Origin of the sequence: Bradyrhizobium sp. AUGA SZCCT0169 (assembly GCF_018130085.1) — a bacterium.
Classification (GTDB): domain Bacteria; phylum Pseudomonadota; class Alphaproteobacteria; order Rhizobiales; family Xanthobacteraceae; genus Bradyrhizobium.
The window spans coordinates 93,877-108,980 of the sequence record NZ_JAFCMC010000006.1; the positions used below are offsets into that span (position 1 = coordinate 93,877).

Consider the following 15,104-nt stretch of genomic DNA (forward strand, 5'->3'; position numbering starts at 1 on the left):
GCTAGTTCCTTCCCGGCGGGGCTCGTTCGGTCGATATTAGAAACGATTTAAGGCGCACCTTATAGAGCGCCGACCTGCGGGAAGTCACGCGGAAGTCACATGCCCGATAGCTGGTATGCTGCCACCTAGGCCCCCGGCGGCCGGGGCACGGACCCGCGCAGCATCGCGTCCAGCAGCTGGTCGGCCGACGTGCCCTCGGGCAACCGCTCCAGAATGCCCGTGAGCCGGCCGTCAAGCAGCAGCGTGGTAAAACCATGCACCAGCGACCACGCGCGCGCGATGGCGGCGGCCTGATCCAGCGACAACCCATCCTGTGGAATCTGCTCGTGCCGGCTGGCACCGACACCGCGGGTCAGCCCCGCGAACGCGGCATCGGAGGCCTCATGCAGCGAGGGGCGCGAATAATCCAGTCGTGCGCTGCGGAACATCACGCCGTACATGCCCGGATGCGCCTGCGCATAGGCGACGTAGGCTTTGGCGCTTGCCAGCCCCTTCATCATCGGATGCGTTTCGCTGTTGCCGGCGGCGACCATGGCCTCGTTGAACATCCGAAAGCCGATCGCCGCGAGTTCGCTGACGAGGCCGGTGAGATCGCCGAAATGATGGGTCGGTGCGGCATGTGACACGCCGGCTTCGCGCGCCACCGCGCGCAGCGTCAGCCCCGCCAGCCCGGCGCGTTCCAGCACCCGCTCTGCCGCCTGCAGCAGGGCCTCGCGCAGGTCGCCATGATGATAGGGCGTATCGCCCGCAGATTTGCGCCGCCGCACGGCGGGCCGTTCGGCAGCCGCCCTTGCCGGCTTGCGCGTCCGCGCGACGGTGCGGACCACTTTGTTTTCTCTCGACGTTTTTGCCATTTGAACCCCTTGCGAATCCTTATAGCCGCAATTTTTACACTGTAAAGATTTTGCTTGACGATGGCTGGCAAGCCCTGTAGTCATATCTTTACGTTGTAAAGATCAAACCGGGAGAAAGCGACGATGCTCGATCAAGTGGCGACCAACGCGGCGCGGACCAATCTGGCGCCGATTCCGATGGAATGCGACGCACCGTTCCTGAAGGTCTCCGGCGAGTTGCCGCGCGAGCTCAACGGCACGCTCTATCGCAACGGCCCCAACCCGCAATTCGAGGCGCCCGGCGCGCACTGGTTCGTCGGCGACGGCATGCTGCACGCCTTCCATCTGGAGAACGGCCGCGCCAGCTATCGCAACCGCTGGGTCCGTACCCCGAAATGGCAGGCCGAGCATGATGCCGGCCGCGCACTGTTCGGCGGCTTCGGCCGCAAGCTGCCGGGCGCGCCCGCTGATGTCACCAATGACGGCGGCGTCGCCAACACCAACATCGTCTTCCACGGCGGCCGCCTGCTCGCGCTGGAAGAAGGCCATATGCCGACCGAGATCGAGCCGGGTACCCTGGAGCGTATGGGCTATTGCGACTACAAGGGCGCGATCGCAGGCCCCTTTACGGCGCATCCCAAGATCGACCCCGTCACCGGCGAAATGGTGTTCTTCGGCTACAACGCCGCGGGACCCTTGACCCCTGCTCTCTCGTTCGGATCGGTCAACGCATCAGGCGTGGTGACGCGGTTCGATCGTTTTGAGTCGCCCTATGCCAGCATGGTGCACGACTTCATCGTCACCGAAAATCACATGCTGTTTCCGATCCTGCCCATCACCGGCAGCATGGAGCGGGCGATGCGCGGCAAGCCGCCTTACGCCTGGGAGCCGGAGAAAGGCGCCTATGTCGGCGTCATGAAGCGCACCGGTTCGGCGAAAGACATCGTCTGGTTCCGCGCCGAGAGCTGCTACGTGTTCCACGTCATGAACGCGTGGGAGGAAGGCGGCCGCATCATCGCCGACGTGATGCAGTTCGAGGAAGCGCCGCTGTTCACCCACCCCGACGGCTCGCCGACGGACCCCGAAAAATCGCGCGCACGCTATTGCCGCTGGACCTTCGATCTCTCCGGAAATACCGACCGCTTCACGCAAACCTATCTCGACGATCTCACCGGCGAATTCCCACGCATCGACGATCGCCGCGCGGGCCTTGCCAGCAGCCACGGCTGGTACGCCTGCGCCAATCCTGACCTGCCGATGTTCGGCGCGCTGTCCGGCATCGTGCATGTCGACGGCAAGGGCAAGCGGCTCGGCAAGTATCACTTGCCCGCCGGCGACACCATTTCCGAACCGGTTTTCGTCGAGCGCGGCGAAGACGCCGCCGAGGGCGACGGCTGGCTGCTATCAGCGGTCTGGCGAGCGCGCGAAAACCGCAGCGACCTTGCGGTGTTCAACGCGCAAGATGTCGAAGCCGGACCGGTGGCGCTGGTGCATCTCGGGCATCGCGTGCCCGATGGTTTTCATGGCAATTGGGTGAGTGCGACCTGAGAGCCTGACTCAAAAGCGATCAATGAAATAGCGCCCCATATCGAACGTCGTCATGCCCGGCCTTGTGCCGGGCATCCACGTCTTGGCTTCCATGAAGCAGGAAAGACGTGGATGGCGGGACAAGCCCGGCCATGACGAAAAGCGAATCATTTTCAGACAGTTAGGGAGCGCCCGAATGCTTTTTCGGTCAGACTCTGATTGAGATCGCGTCGTGTTCGACGGTTGCGACAACATCAAGCTGCGCAGCGCCATTCGTGCCCAACAAATTGTAATTACTTAAATGTTTTTTGATCCGACCACATTTATTTTGACACTGTAAAGATTTTCCTTGACGGCTCCTCAGCCCCTAGGCTATCTTTACGATGTAAAGATAGCCCTGAGAGGCTTGCCATGACGATCTTCCTGATCCTCGCCCCCTACGGTGCCTTCGCCCTGCTGATGCTGGTGAGTTCGGCGGATGTTGCCCTGTTCGGTGCTGCCGCGATTTGCCTCGCCGTGATTGCATACGACATGGCGCGGGGACGCTCGCTGAAGATCCTGGGCGTGGGCTCCGTCGTGGTCTTTACCGCGATCGGCGGCTACGTCACCCAGATCGATTCCGACCTCAGCGTCTCCGGCGTCAAGCTCGCGGTCGATGCCGGCATGTTCCTGGTCACGCTGGGCTCGATCGTGGCCGGCAAACCCTTCACGCTGCAATACGCGCTTGAGGTGGTCGACGCCGAAACCGCGAAACTGCCCGGCTTCATCAAGGCAAACTACATCATCACCTGGGCATGGACCGGCGCGATGCTGCTGATGATGGCCGGCAATGCCGCGCTGATCTATGTGCCGGGCCTGCCGCTGTGGGCCGGATTGCTGATCGCATTTGCCGCACGCAACAGCGCGGTCTATTTCACCAAATGGTATCCCGAATACCGCAAGGCGAAGTACGCCCGCCAGCGCCTTGCCTGAGACGCACCAAGATATCGATCAAACCGAACCACCGCTTCAACAGAGAGCAGCACGATGAAGGATGTATTCGCGAGATTGGGCGCCGACTTTTTCTCCACCATCGTGTTCATCGCGATCTATCTCGCGACTGATAACGTGTTGCTGGCGACCGGCGTCGCGATCGCAGGCGCCATCGGTCAGGTGATCCACTCCCGCATCAAGGGCAAGGAGCTCGGCTACATGACCTGGGCCAGCCTCGGGCTCGTGATCGTGCTCGGCGGCGCCACGCTCTTGACCCACGATCCGCGCTTCGTGCTGGCGAAACCCGCGATCGGGCATTTTGCGATCGGCGTCATCATGCTCAAGCGCGGCTGGATGCTGCGCTATATGCCGCCGATCGTGACCCAGACCATTCCGGAATATGTCACTGCCGCAGGCTACGTCTGGGCCGGGCTGTGCTTCGTGCTCGCCGCCGGCACTATCGGCATCGCGATGACCGGCGATATGAAGCTCTGGACGTTCTATGTGACCGTCGTGCTGATCGGGGCCAAGATTGCTCTGTTCGCCGTGCAGTATGTCGCGTTCCGCGTCCTGGTCGGCAGCCGCATCCGCGCGGCCGCCCGCGCGTAATACGGTAAAACAACAGGGTTGGGCTTGCGCGGCAAGATGGGTTATACCGCCGCCGGGAGAACTCAGAACCATTCCGGTTGCTGGGAAATGTATTGGGGAGACCAAGATGGCCGTGGACGGAAACTGGGATATCGTCATGACCACGCCGATGGGCGAGCGCAAGGCGACGCTGACGTTGAAGAATTCCGGTGGCACGCTGACGGGCACGCAAGGCGCCGACGGCAATTCCGGCGAAATCTTCGACGGCACCGCCAATGGCGACGACGTCGCCTGGAAGATCTCCATCACCAACCCGATGCCGCTGACGCTCGCCTTCACCGGAAAAGTTTCCGGCGACAGCATGTCCGGCGAAATGGGTATCGGCCCGATGGGAAGCTTTCCGTTCACGGGCACCCGGGCCGCCTGATACCGAGGGAGCGGCTTCGCTCCCTCGCTGTTCGATCCATGCAAAAGACTGCACTGCTTTCAATCGCCGTCGTCGCCTCCCTGGTGACGGCGGCGATCGCACAATCCGCGCCCGAGCCCGAGCCGGCATGGCGCGCCAGCGCGCTGGCGCTGGTGCCGGCGGGCTATGTCGCGGGCGAAGCCTACCGCACCACAGAGATGACCGGATACCTCGCGGTCTATCCGGCAGGCGCGAACGAGCCCAAGTCCCCCGCCAGCGTGTTCGCGGCACGCCAGGTGCTTGTCGTGAGGCTCGACAAGGACGGGCGCGCGCTGTCCGCGGAATTGAAGCCGCGCAGCGACGCCACGCGGGGCAACCGCGACACCACGATGACCGATCCCGACGGTCAGGAAAGCGAGTTCGCAAAATCGCACGCCGAACTCGCGGCCAAGCGCGCGAAGCTGCCTGATGGTGCCGAGCCCTGCAATCTCGGCGCCTGGTCGGAAGATCGCGATCCAAAAGGCCTCAACGTCCGCACCGAGCCGTCGGTGAAATCGCGCGTGCTCGGCACGCTGCCGCCGCCCTATCGCCTGAAGATGGGTGGTAGTGAGAACACGCCCGAAGACGGCTGGCTGACCGAATTCCGCATCATCGGCTTCAAGGACGGCTGGTGGGGCCTCGTCGAAAGCGAAGACGGCGTGCTCGGCTGGTGGCGCAGCCTGTGCTCCAACCAGGTGACGAATTGCAGTTGAGGCAGCTCAGTTAAAACCAAATTTGCATCGGCAAGTCGTGCGCGTCCTGCCGCGGCGATCCGACGCTGCCTGCAGGTTCGCGCGCGGCAATCGCCACGGCGCAGGCGTCCAGCACATCGTCACGCTTCGCGCCGGTGCCGATCCGCGCCTTGCTGAGCCATTGGTCGATATCGCCGAGCCCGCTTCGTTTGAGCAACATCCGACGATGCGAATCTCCTTCCTCGGATTTCTTCGACGGCAAGGGTTTGTTTGCGTTCAACCGCAGAAACACCAATTCGGGATGAACCTCGCGGACATCAAGCGCGCGATGCGCACGCAGGAACGCATCTACCTCCATGATCTTCGGTCCGAGATGCCAGAGCTGGCGCGACACGCGCTTCTGGCCGCGCCGCAGGCATTCCCTGTTCGCTTCGTCGGGATTGTCGAAGTCTTGCCAAATCCAGCGCCGCGCGCCCGTGAAAACGCGCGAGGTGTGCGGGCGCAATTTATCGCGGGCAAGCAGATCGCACGCGCGCTCGCCGTCATCGGCCATGCCGATGGGGATGTCGATCCCCGCCCGATCGAACGGGCGAGACAACGCTTCCGAGACATCGCGATGGAAGGAAATTTCGTGTCTGCCGCCTTCAAGACGCACGGCGACCCAGCCGTTGCTGAATCCATCAAGGCCGACGGCACTGCAGCTCCCGCCCGCGCTCACTTCGGCCGGCTTGGCACGATCGCAATCGGATTGAAGGTGTAGACCGCCTCACCCTTTTGATTGTAGGCGGTCCATTTCACGCGGGCGACGCCGTGCGGTTTTGAGCGCGAGGGCGTCAGCTCCACCACCTCACCTTCAAGGTGAATGGTGTCGCCGGGCCGCACCGGCTTCAGCCAGCGCAGATCGTCGACGCCGGCGCCAAACAGCGGATGCGGCCCGAACGGCTTTGAGTTGGCGGCGAGCCGCATCGCGATCGCGGCCGTATGCCACCCGGACGCGGCAAGGCCGCCGAGGATGGACTTCTTCGCCGCTTCCTCGTCGAGGTGGAACGGCTGAGGGTCATACTCCTGGGCGAAGCGGATAATATCTTCCTTCGACACCACAGCGCTGTCGGTCTTGAAGCGCATGCCGACCTTCAGGTCGTCGAACCACTCGACCATGCTGCCCTCGATGCTCTTGAATGACGCGCCCTCACCCCAAATTCAATTCCTTGAAGAAGTCATTGCCCTTGTCGTCGATGATGATGAAGGCAGGAAAATCCACCACCTCGATGCGCCAGATCGCTTCCATGCCAAGTTCGGGATATTCCACCACCTCGACCTTCTTGATGCAGTGCTCGGCGAGGTTTGCCGCGGCGCCGCCGATCGAGCCGAGATAGAAGCCGCCGTGCTTCTTGCAGGCCTCGCGCACCGCGACCGCGCGGTTGCCCTTGGCGACCATCACCATCGATCCGCCAGCCGCCTGGAACTGGTCGACGAAGGAATCCATGCGTCCCGCGGTGGTCGGCCCGAAGGCGCCGGACGCGTAGCCGTCGGGCGTCTTGGCGGGGCCGGCGTAATAGACCGGATGGTTCTTGAAGTAATCCGGCAGCGGTTCGCCCTTCTCCAGCCGCTCGCGCAATTTGGCGTGGGCGGAATCGCGCGCAACGATCATGGTGCCGGTCATCGAGACCCGCGTCTTGATCGGATGCTTTGAAAGCGTCGCCAGAATATCCTTCATCGGCTGGTTGAGATCGATTTTTACCACCTCGCCACCGAGCGCCTGCTCGACCGCCGGCAAATACTGCGCGGGGTTGTGCTCGAGTTCTTCCAGATAGACGCCGTCTTTCGTGATCTTGCCGAGCACCTGGCGGTCCGCCGAACAGGACACACCGAGCCCGATGGGCAGCGACGCGCCGTGACGCGGCATCCGGATCACGCGCACGTCGTGGCAGAAATACTTGCCGCCGAACTGCGCGCCGACGCCGAGCGACTGCGTCATTTTCAAAATTTCCTGCTCCATCTCCAGGTCGCGGAAGGCGTTGCCGTCGGCCGATCCATGGGTGGGCAGCGCATCGAGATAGCGCGCGGACGCCAGCTTCACCGTCTTCATGCAAAGCTCGGCCGAGGTGCCGCCGATCACGATCGCCAGATGATAGGGCGGGCACGCGGCGGTGCCGAGCGTCAGCACCTTCTCCTTCAGGAACGCCAGCAGGCGGTCCTTGGTCAACACCGACGGCGTCGCCTGGAACAGAAAACTCTTGTTTGCGGAACCGCCGCCCTTGGCCATGAACATGAACTTGTAGGCCAAGTCTATTTCTGAAGAGCCGCCTTCGGCGTAGATCTCGCACTGCGCCGGCATGTTGTTGGCGGTGTTCTTTTCCTCATACATCGAGATCGGCGCCACCTGCGAATAGCGCAGGTTACGGCGCAAATAGGCGTCGCGCGCGCCTTCGGAGAGCGCGGCCTCGTCGTCGCCGTCGGTGATGACGCGGGCGCCCTTCTTGCCCATGATGATCGCCGTGCCGGTGTCCTGACACATCGGCAACACGCCGCCGGCGGCGATGTTGGCATTCTTCAGGAAATCGAACGCCACGAACTTGTCGTTGTCGCTGGCTTCCTTGTCCTCGAGGATGTTGGCCAGCTGCTTCAGATGGCCGGGGCGCAGATAGTGATTGATGTCGCCGAAGGCGGCCTCGGACAGCGCCCGCAGCGCCTCGCGCGACACCACCAGCATGTCCTTGCCCAGGACCTTCTCGACCCGCACGCCATCCGTCGTGATCTTCTTGTAGGGCGTGGTGTCCGCGCCCAGCGGAAACAGCGGCGTGTGCTTGTAGGGCGGAACGGGCTTTTGGTCGGGGAAAGCGGTCGGGGCGTTCATGGCTGGCTCGCAAGGTTTTTGGGGGCGGAAGCGTCCACGGGACACCCCGGCATTTGAACCGTTCTAAGCACTTTTTGGATAAAGGGAAGGTTCTGGATGGCCCTGTCTCAGGCCCTGCCTCAGGCGACCAGCCGCCTTATTCTTGGCAAAAGTGAAGGTTTCACATCACTCCTCACCCTCGCGATCCCTCGCACCATGAACGATGGCAAGCACAGCATCTCGTCCGCGGGCTCATCCACCATGTAGACGATGATGTAGGGCGGTTCCACGAGTTCGCGCGTTCCTTCAACCAGACCCGGCCGTCCCATGTGAGAAAGCCCCGGAGTTGCAAGGCGCTCGACGCGGGCAAGAATGCGTCGGACCAATGCGGCAGCCGCGCGGGGACTGTCCCTGGAAATCCGGTCGAGAATCTCGTCGAGATCGCCGGCAGCGGCCTCGCGAACGACAACCTCATTCGCTGAGGCGACGGCTCAGTCGCTCTTTGAACTCTTCGAGCGTCAAGCTACGAGGATTCGGGTCTGCCTGTCGCCGTTGAACTTCCTCGACCTGTGCGTCGGTCAGGCGATAGTCGCTTTGGTCCTGGGATTCCATCAGCAACAACAGCTTCGCCGCGTTCTCCTGGCGCTCGTTCGGCCAAGTCAGCACACGGTCCAGCACAGCTTTCACCTGCTCTCTGCTCATATCGTCAATATATCACCACCAGACGGAAATGCGAGGGAGGCTCGTGCAGAAGCCTGCTCCCTGAACCCAATGGAGCCCACGCTCGACCAATGCTCGCAATCCCCATTCTGCGGGCGTGACCGATATGCCGATGGCCCAGATGATTGAAGCGACCAACCTGCCGCCGGGCGCCACGCCCGTCCCTCCCCCGGTCCCGTCCGCGGCTAGCCTGTCCGGCCTCAGCATCGCCCTGATCATCATCGCGGTGCTCGAACTCCTCGACGGCATTTCGGTGGCATGGGGGATCTTCGGTGATCCTGAAATCGAGGTGGCAGCCATCAGTGGCGCTGCCAGCGTCATGCGCCCGTTGCTGGCGCTGGCGGCCCTGGTATTCGCCGCCTTCGGCCGCGTGCGGCCTGCGATTGTCATGCTCGGCGCTGTCATCATCGTGACCTGGCTGAAATACATGCCGACCGTGATGTCGTCAGGCTTAGACGCGGTCGGCCTCGGCGCGATCTGGTCTCCTGCGCAGATCATCGCGTTTCCGCTAGTGGCTGTCTGTGCGATCGGCCTTGCAGCGCGCGACCGTCGCCTGCTCGTTGCGACCGCACTGGTGAGCCTTCCCACTTTGTTCAACATCGCCGCCATCATTGCGATTGCCATCGGCCTCGCCATGCGCGGGACCTGATGCACAACGCCGGCAAGATGAAGGGGACACCGATGACAACGGCCGAGATGCGCGCGCCTGCCCCGGCGGCCGGGACCGCGCCTGCCACGTCAGCGCCGCGCCGGATCGGCCTGCGCGTCGCGCTGTCTGTGATCGCGCTGCTCGAGCTCTGCTGGGGCATGTCGAGCGCGCCGACGCTGCTGGAGGATATGTCGAAAATCCCGGGTCACGGTATCGGCGCGGACATCGTCAAGCTGCACCTTGCCGTCCATCCGGTGCTGGCGCTGTCGGCGCTGCTGTTCGCGGCCATCGGTTACGTGCGCCACGCGGTCATGGCGATCGGCGCCGTCATGCTCATGACCTGGCTGAGCTACATGCCCTCGGTGATCAGGCACGGGCTCGCTTTCAACGGCCCTTACGCGGCGCTGGAAACATCAGTGCAAATCATCCTGTTCCCGCTGGTGGCCGCCTTTGCCATCGCCTGTGCGGCGCGCGACCAGCGGCTCGGGGCCGCCACAGCGCTGGTCAGCACGCCGACCCTGCTCAACCTGTTCACCACGATGGCGTTCTTTATCGCAATGACTACGCGCGGCTTCTGATTGACATTCGAATAGGCCTCTTGCAGGAAGCTGCCGCGCAAGCTTCAATGGGGCCCAGAGGGGCATTTACGAATGATACCACGACGACACTTTCGCCGACCGGTCCTGCTCGCAGGCGCGCTGGCGCTGGCCGCTTTCTCAACCTCGCCGGCCCGCGCCGACCGCTGCGACGACGTCGCCAAGCAGCTCGCCGGCCAGATCGACGGGGTCAAGGTCAACTTCAAGGCCCGCAACATCGTCTATCTGACGCATCCCGCCACCAAGGAATTTTCGATCGGCTGCCGCGGCCAGAATTACTCGCTTGAGCTCTTTGCCAAGACCGACCGGAAATTCAAACCGGAATTCCTTGCACTGGTCGCCAACGCCGGCGCGCTCGTCTTCACCATTCCAAAGCCCGATGTCGTGACCGGCTCGACGCGCTGCATGAAGCGGATGGGCATCCTGCGCGGCGACAAGGTCTCGATGCGCTTCCGCCGGCTCAACATGGAATGCACGCGGACCAAGACCGAGGCCTCGATTGCGGTCACCCGCGGCAAGGACGAGTAGCGGCGCCCCTTCGGGAATCCGCTGCGTTCTAATGAATTTTCGAGCGCCCCGTTCACCATTGGGCGGGATCGCCGGCCGGGATTCACACATCGTTCGCTTCAATGCCTCCAGTGTCGGAGGCAACGAAAAGGATGATGCCGATGGATATCTCTGCTGTGTCCGCGCCGGTGCAGATCAAGCCGCCTGAAGCCAGCGCGCCCAAAACTGATCTAAAGCTCACGGAAGTGAAGCCCGCCGACGTACAAAACGGCGCCGCCGCCGACGGCACGCGCCTGCCCAAGCCGACGCTGCTTGCCGCCCTGCCGCCCGGACAGGGAACGCGGATCGACCAGCTCGCTTAGGGGCTGCTCGCCCTGGCCTTGTCGGGCCAAGCGCCGCAAGTTTGCCGAAAAATCGCGCGATCATGATGCCCCAGGCAATGGGGATACCGCATGATCGCGAAGCTGTTGCTGCAGAACACTTTGTTCGTCGTCGGGATGGGTGCGCTGCTGTTTGCCTCCGCCGGCACGCTGCATTGGCCCGGCGCGTGGGCATGCCTTGCGACCTCGGCGGCGCTCGGCCCGGCCTGCGGCCTGTGGCTTGCGAAAACCGATCCCGCGCTGCTCGCCGAACGGATGCGGCTGACGGCACGCGAGGAACAGCCGGCCGCCGACAAGAAATTCATGCTGGTGTTCGCCGCCGCGGGATTGATCTGGTTCGTCGCGATGGGGCTGGACCGGCGCATGCAGGCCTCGGATGTCCCCCTGGCCCTGGAGGTGCTGGGCCTTGTCATGTACCTGCTCTCGACCGGCTTCATCATGTGGGTGTTTCGCGAAAACTCGTTCGCGGCCCCCGTGATCAAGGTACAGGCCGCGCGCGGCCATCATGTGATCTCGACGGGGCCCTACGCCTTCGTCCGTCATCCCATGTACAGCGGCATCATGCTGTTTTTCATCGGCGTGCCGCTGCTGCTGGGATCCTGGTGGGGCGTGGCGCTGGCGCCGCTGTTCGCCATCCTGTTTGCGGTACGCGCCCGTATTGAGGAACGCACGCTGATCGCGGGCCTGCCGGGATATGCTGACTACGCCGCCCGCGTGCGCTATCGTCTGGTTCCGGGAATCTGGTGAGGGACGCATGCCTGAAAGCAAGACCTACACGGGCGGCTGCCATTGCGGCCAGGTTCGGTTCGAATGCACGACCGACCTCGCAATGGTGACCGCCTGCAATTGTTCGATCTGCACCAAGAAGGGCCTGCATATCACCTTCCTGGATCCGAAGAGCTTTCACCTCCGCGCCGGCGAGGACAATTTGCGCGAATATCTCTTCAACAAGCACGCGATCCGCCACCAGCTCTGCATCGATTGCGGCGTCCACGTCTTTGCGCGCGGCACCAGGCCCGACGGCAGCGACGTGGTGGCGCTCAATGTGAGCTGCATCGACGGCATCGAGCTATCGAAGCTGACGATGACGCCGGTGGACGGGCGGAGCAGGTGACGGCTATGAACACCGTCATGGCCTGACATAGCCGTCTGAAGGACGGCGTCGCTTCCGCTCGCCTATCCCCGGCCATCCACGTCTTTCGCTCAGATCAAAAAGAAAGACGTGGATGCCCGGGTCAAGCCCGGGCATGACGAGACCTGCGCCTCTCACACATCCAGCGCCTTGTAGCGCCGGAATATCCCGTCCTCGTTGAACGCGATCCGCCGCTCGCTGGCGAGATAGGCCTTGATGTTCGGCCGCGCGGCCACGCGGTCATGCAGCTCGACCAGGGCGGGAATGTTCCTTTCAAACGCTTTCATGCGCTTGGGAAAGGCGTAGCGCAGCCCCTCCACGATCTGGAACAGCGACAGGTCGACATAGGTCAGGCGCCGGCCGGTGACGTAGCCGCCGCCACCCGCGGCCAGCAACTCCTCGAAATAATCCAGATATTTCGGCACCCGTGACTTCCAGAATTCGGCGGTGCGCTTTTTGGCCGGCGCCTTCTGCTCCTCGTAATAGAGCGACGGACCGAGCGGATGATGGGTGTCGTGAACTTCCAGCACAAAATCCGTAATCGTCAGCTGCAACTGGTGCACCCACAGCCTTGCCGCTTCCGCCTTCGGCGCCAGCCCATGGCGCGCGCCGAGATAGAGCAGGATGTTCGCGGTCTGGCCGATCACGAGGTTTCCCGCTTTCAGGAACGGCGGCGCAAACGGCGGCGTGCCCTTTGCCGTCTCCATCATCTTCATCATCGTGCTGGTGCCGTTGCCGGTTCGCGCCACGTCGGTATAGGCCGCGCCGGCTTCTTCCAGCGCAAGCCGGACATATTCGCCGCGGCCCTGAATATGTGGCCAGTAATACAGTTGATAGCGCATCGACGGCATCTCCAAGGACCTGTAGCAAGAACCCTGTATCAAGAGCCCTGTACCAAGAGCCCTGTTCGCAGCCATAACACATCAAGCCGTGTTTCGTTCGTCACAATGCCGGCCGGGCCTGACACCCATCGCCACACAACTGCGTTTCGCACGGCCTGAATTCTCCACAGGTGCGAATCTGTCCGAAGGCGGGAGGCCGTGTTAGGTTCTTGCTGGGTGCCGGATTCCTCAACACGAAGGAGCATGGGATGGCGGATAACAAGAAGAAGCGCGGCGGTGCCGATGCCGCGCTGATCGCAATGAGCGAGGCTTACGAAGTCGCCTATTGGTCGAAGAAATTGAAGATCACGCCGGCCCAGCTGAAAGCCGCCATCAAGAAGGTCGGCCACTCAGCCAGGAAAGTGGAAGCCTATATCGGGGAGCAGAAGCACAAGGCCGCCGACCGCGCCCTGATCGCCATCAGCCAGCCCCACGAAGTCCGCTACTGGTCGAAGAAATTCAAGGTCACCCCGGCGAAACTGAAGGGTGCCGTCGCTGCCGCCGGGCATTCGTCGAAAAACGTCGGCGCCTATCTGGCCAAGAAGAAAACGACCAAGAAGAAAGCCGCCAAAAAGACCGTCAAGAAGACCGTCAAAACGGCAGCGAAAAAGAAAACCGCCAAAAAGAAGAGCGCCAGGAAGGCGTCAAAGAAAAAGTAAAAGAAAAAGGCCGCCTGAAAGGCGGCCTCAAAGCCGGGCATAGCTTTCTTCGAGCATCAGCGCCGCGATCGCGCAGGCCCGTCGCCGGACAGGGCGACGGTGTCAGGGAATCGCGGCTGGCGTGAGGCTCAATAGCCGCAGGTGGCGCAGCGCGGCGCGACCGGCGCATAATAGGCACGGGCCGGCGCAACCATTTCAACGCGCTGCTGGACGGCGTATCGCGGGGCTGTCCGTTCATAGTGGACGCGGCCGGGCGAGACCATCACGGTCTTCGGCACCATCACCGTGCGATAGCGCGCCGGGGTGCGATACGCGGTGACGCGGCCGGGCGAAACCATCACGGTTTCCTGCACGGTGCGGTACTCCGCCGGGATCACCTGCTGCACGTATTGCGGACCGCAGCAGGGCTGCGGCTGGTAGCACGAATAGCAGCCAGCCGACGCGGCGGTCGGAGCGACAATGGCGGCGAGCGCGGTGGCGAAGGCGGCGGCAATAACGCGAGACATGACTATACCTGCTGGCTTGAAGAAAATTCGTGAAGTTGCACGCAACTTCGTCCGTTTGAATGATCTAGCCGAGCAACACCAAGCGTCAACTTGAAAAGAATATTTACCTTGACGAACATCGCTAACGCTTCCTGAACGAGGCGATCCGGGCTTGCATCCTTCGAGACGCCGCGCAAGCGCGCGGCTCCTCAGGATGAGGTCCACTAGCTCAGGATGAAATCTCAGCTCCTCAAGGTGAGGAGCGCGTCTTCGCGCGTCTCCGGACGATGCTGGGCATCGCCGGACGAACCATGAGGCCACCGAACCGAACAATGTCTCAGCCGCGCACGCTCGCATAATCCCAGCCGATCCAGGCGCAGAGCGCGCGGCCCATCACGTCGTCCAGATCGGCGCCCTTCAACCACGGCAGCTCCTCGGTGAAGAACGTGACGCATTGCCGGTAGCTGCACGGCATCCGCGTGATGTCGGTGCCCCAGAACATCCGCTTCGGCCCATAGGCATCGAAGATGCGGTGCAGCCCGTCATGGATGTTGCGGAACGGATAGGGCTCGGTCGAATAATGCGGCGCACCGGTCGCCTTGACCGCGACGTTCGGCAATTGCGCGAGCGCCACCAGTTCATCGAGATGGACGAACGCCTCGGCGTCCCGTCCGTGACGGTTCAGGCCGCAATGATCCAGGATCATCTTCAGGCCGGGATGGCGTTCGGCGATCTCGCGAAACTTCGGCAGGAACAGTCCGCCCATCATTGCCAGCGGCAGCCCCTGCTGCTCGGCCGCGGGCCACAGCCAGTCGAGCGAGCCGTCGTAGAGCCATTTCTGGTGCGCTTCCAGCAGCAGCGGCCAGCGCAGGCCCATCATGCCGGGCTGCGCGCGCCAGCCGTGGATCAGCTTGCGGTTGTCAGGATCTTCGAGCGGAAAATTGCCCATGATGGCAAAGCGGTCTGGATAAGTCCGGGCCGCCTCGATCGCCAGCGCGTTGGAATCGGGATCCCAGCCGGCCGGCGGATGGATGAGCGCGGCGTCCACCCCTGCCTCGTCCATCTCGGCCAAGACTTCCTCGGCCGTGAATTTTTCGACTTTGCGATGCAAGCCGGACGTCGGCGTCACGGTTTGCGACCAGATGTGAACCTGCGCGTCGATGATCTTCATGGACTCGTTCCGTCATTCCGGAATGGTGCAC

General features: G+C 62.8%; 20 protein-coding genes and 1 pseudogene. 12 read left to right on the forward strand and 9 right to left on the reverse strand.

The features are described 5' to 3' along the window. Positions 1–125: 125 nt before the first annotated feature. Positions 126–854, reverse strand: coding sequence for a TetR/AcrR family transcriptional regulator (locus JQ609_RS09700; RefSeq protein WP_212273270.1), 729 nt, complete (start codon positions 852–854; stop codon positions 126–128). 123 nt (positions 855–977) lie between these two features. Here JQ609_RS09700 and JQ609_RS09705 point away from each other — a divergent pair, with 123 nt between their 5' ends. From JQ609_RS09705 to JQ609_RS09725, 5 genes are all read left to right on the forward strand, one after another. Then, entirely contained in the window at positions 978–2,381 is a 1,404-nt protein-coding gene (locus JQ609_RS09705) for a carotenoid oxygenase family protein (protein ID WP_212273271.1), read from the forward strand. Between the two features lie 390 nt (positions 2,382–2,771). Next, positions 2,772–3,332 carry a hypothetical protein gene (locus JQ609_RS09710; RefSeq protein WP_212273272.1) on the forward strand — a complete coding sequence of 187 codons (561 nt, stop codon included), beginning with the start codon at positions 2,772–2,774 and terminating at the stop codon, positions 3,330–3,332. A 54-nt stretch (positions 3,333–3,386) separates the two neighbouring features. Beyond that, positions 3,387–3,941: an inner membrane-spanning protein YciB gene (locus JQ609_RS09715; RefSeq protein ID WP_212273273.1), complete on the forward strand. Its 555-nt coding sequence runs from the start codon at positions 3,387–3,389 to the stop codon at positions 3,939–3,941. A gap of 106 nt (positions 3,942–4,047) precedes the next feature. Continuing rightward, entirely contained in the window at positions 4,048–4,347 is a 300-nt protein-coding gene (locus JQ609_RS09720) for a hypothetical protein (RefSeq protein ID WP_212204407.1), read from the forward strand. A 38-nt stretch (positions 4,348–4,385) separates the two neighbouring features. Next, the gene (locus JQ609_RS09725) at positions 4,386–5,078 is read left to right on the forward strand and encodes an SH3 domain-containing protein (RefSeq protein WP_212273274.1); all 693 of its coding nucleotides are present in this window, start codon (positions 4,386–4,388) and stop codon (positions 5,076–5,078) included. 10 nt (positions 5,079–5,088) lie between these two features. Here the strand turns inward: JQ609_RS09725 and JQ609_RS09730 are convergent, their stop codons facing one another. From JQ609_RS09730 to JQ609_RS09750, 5 genes and pseudogenes are all read right to left on the reverse strand, one after another. After that, the gene (locus JQ609_RS09730; RefSeq protein WP_212204403.1) at positions 5,089–5,775 is read right to left on the reverse strand and encodes a DUF429 domain-containing protein; all 687 of its coding nucleotides are present in this window, start codon (positions 5,773–5,775) and stop codon (positions 5,089–5,091) included. Then, positions 5,772–6,215: a MaoC family dehydratase gene (locus JQ609_RS09735; protein ID WP_212273275.1), complete on the reverse strand. Its 444-nt coding sequence runs from the start codon at positions 6,213–6,215 to the stop codon at positions 5,772–5,774. Before JQ609_RS09735 ends, JQ609_RS09730 begins: the two co-directional genes overlap by 4 nt. A gap of 31 nt (positions 6,216–6,246) precedes the next feature. Further along, the gene (locus JQ609_RS09740) at positions 6,247–7,914 is read right to left on the reverse strand and encodes a fumarate hydratase (protein ID WP_212204385.1); all 1,668 of its coding nucleotides are present in this window, start codon (positions 7,912–7,914) and stop codon (positions 6,247–6,249) included. A gap of 119 nt (positions 7,915–8,033) precedes the next feature. Continuing rightward, positions 8,034–8,348: pseudogene (locus JQ609_RS09745) on the reverse strand (type II toxin-antitoxin system RelE/ParE family toxin); the annotation flags it as partial. Positions 8,349–8,364: 16 nt separating this feature from the next. Continuing rightward, entirely contained in the window at positions 8,365–8,580 is a 216-nt protein-coding gene (locus JQ609_RS09750) for a hypothetical protein (protein ID WP_312014828.1), read from the reverse strand. Positions 8,581–8,725: 145 nt separating this feature from the next. On the opposite strand from JQ609_RS09750, the gene JQ609_RS09755 reads away from it, so the two are divergent. The 6 genes from JQ609_RS09755 (at position 8,726) to JQ609_RS09780 (ending at position 11,859) form a co-directional block, all read left to right on the forward strand. Then, complete coding sequence (locus JQ609_RS09755) at positions 8,726–9,262, forward strand: hypothetical protein (protein WP_212273277.1); 537 nt, start codon at positions 8,726–8,728, stop codon at positions 9,260–9,262. Between the two features lie 32 nt (positions 9,263–9,294). After that, positions 9,295–9,840, forward strand: coding sequence for a hypothetical protein (locus JQ609_RS09760; protein WP_249127805.1), 546 nt, complete (start codon positions 9,295–9,297; stop codon positions 9,838–9,840). Positions 9,841–9,912: 72 nt separating this feature from the next. Beyond that, the gene (locus JQ609_RS09765; RefSeq protein WP_212273278.1) at positions 9,913–10,386 is read left to right on the forward strand and encodes a hypothetical protein; all 474 of its coding nucleotides are present in this window, start codon (positions 9,913–9,915) and stop codon (positions 10,384–10,386) included. Between the two features lie 140 nt (positions 10,387–10,526). Then, positions 10,527–10,727, forward strand: a complete 201-nt coding sequence (locus JQ609_RS09770; RefSeq protein ID WP_212273279.1) for a hypothetical protein — start codon at positions 10,527–10,529, stop codon at positions 10,725–10,727. 90 nt (positions 10,728–10,817) lie between these two features. Then, positions 10,818–11,492: an isoprenylcysteine carboxylmethyltransferase family protein gene (locus JQ609_RS09775; protein WP_212273280.1), complete on the forward strand. Its 675-nt coding sequence runs from the start codon at positions 10,818–10,820 to the stop codon at positions 11,490–11,492. A 7-nt stretch (positions 11,493–11,499) separates the two neighbouring features. After that, positions 11,500–11,859 carry a GFA family protein gene (locus JQ609_RS09780; RefSeq protein ID WP_212204380.1) on the forward strand — a complete coding sequence of 120 codons (360 nt, stop codon included), beginning with the start codon at positions 11,500–11,502 and terminating at the stop codon, positions 11,857–11,859. 152 nt (positions 11,860–12,011) lie between these two features. Here JQ609_RS09780 and JQ609_RS09785 read toward each other — a convergent pair whose 3' ends face one another. Continuing rightward, the gene (locus tag JQ609_RS09785) at positions 12,012–12,719 is read right to left on the reverse strand and encodes a glutathione S-transferase (protein ID WP_212273281.1); all 708 of its coding nucleotides are present in this window, start codon (positions 12,717–12,719) and stop codon (positions 12,012–12,014) included. Positions 12,720–12,967: 248 nt separating this feature from the next. Here JQ609_RS09785 and JQ609_RS09790 point away from each other — a divergent pair, with 248 nt between their 5' ends. Next, positions 12,968–13,417 carry a DUF3606 domain-containing protein gene (locus tag JQ609_RS09790; protein WP_212273282.1) on the forward strand — a complete coding sequence of 150 codons (450 nt, stop codon included), beginning with the start codon at positions 12,968–12,970 and terminating at the stop codon, positions 13,415–13,417. A gap of 128 nt (positions 13,418–13,545) precedes the next feature. On the opposite strand, the gene JQ609_RS09795 is transcribed toward JQ609_RS09790, so the two are convergent. Both JQ609_RS09795 and JQ609_RS09800 read right to left on the reverse strand, forming a co-directional pair. Then, positions 13,546–13,923 carry a hypothetical protein gene (locus JQ609_RS09795; RefSeq protein ID WP_212273283.1) on the reverse strand — a complete coding sequence of 126 codons (378 nt, stop codon included), beginning with the start codon at positions 13,921–13,923 and terminating at the stop codon, positions 13,546–13,548. 316 nt (positions 13,924–14,239) lie between these two features. Continuing rightward, positions 14,240–15,073 carry an amidohydrolase gene (locus tag JQ609_RS09800; protein ID WP_212273284.1) on the reverse strand — a complete coding sequence of 278 codons (834 nt, stop codon included), beginning with the start codon at positions 15,071–15,073 and terminating at the stop codon, positions 14,240–14,242. Positions 15,074–15,104: the final 31 nt, after the last annotated feature.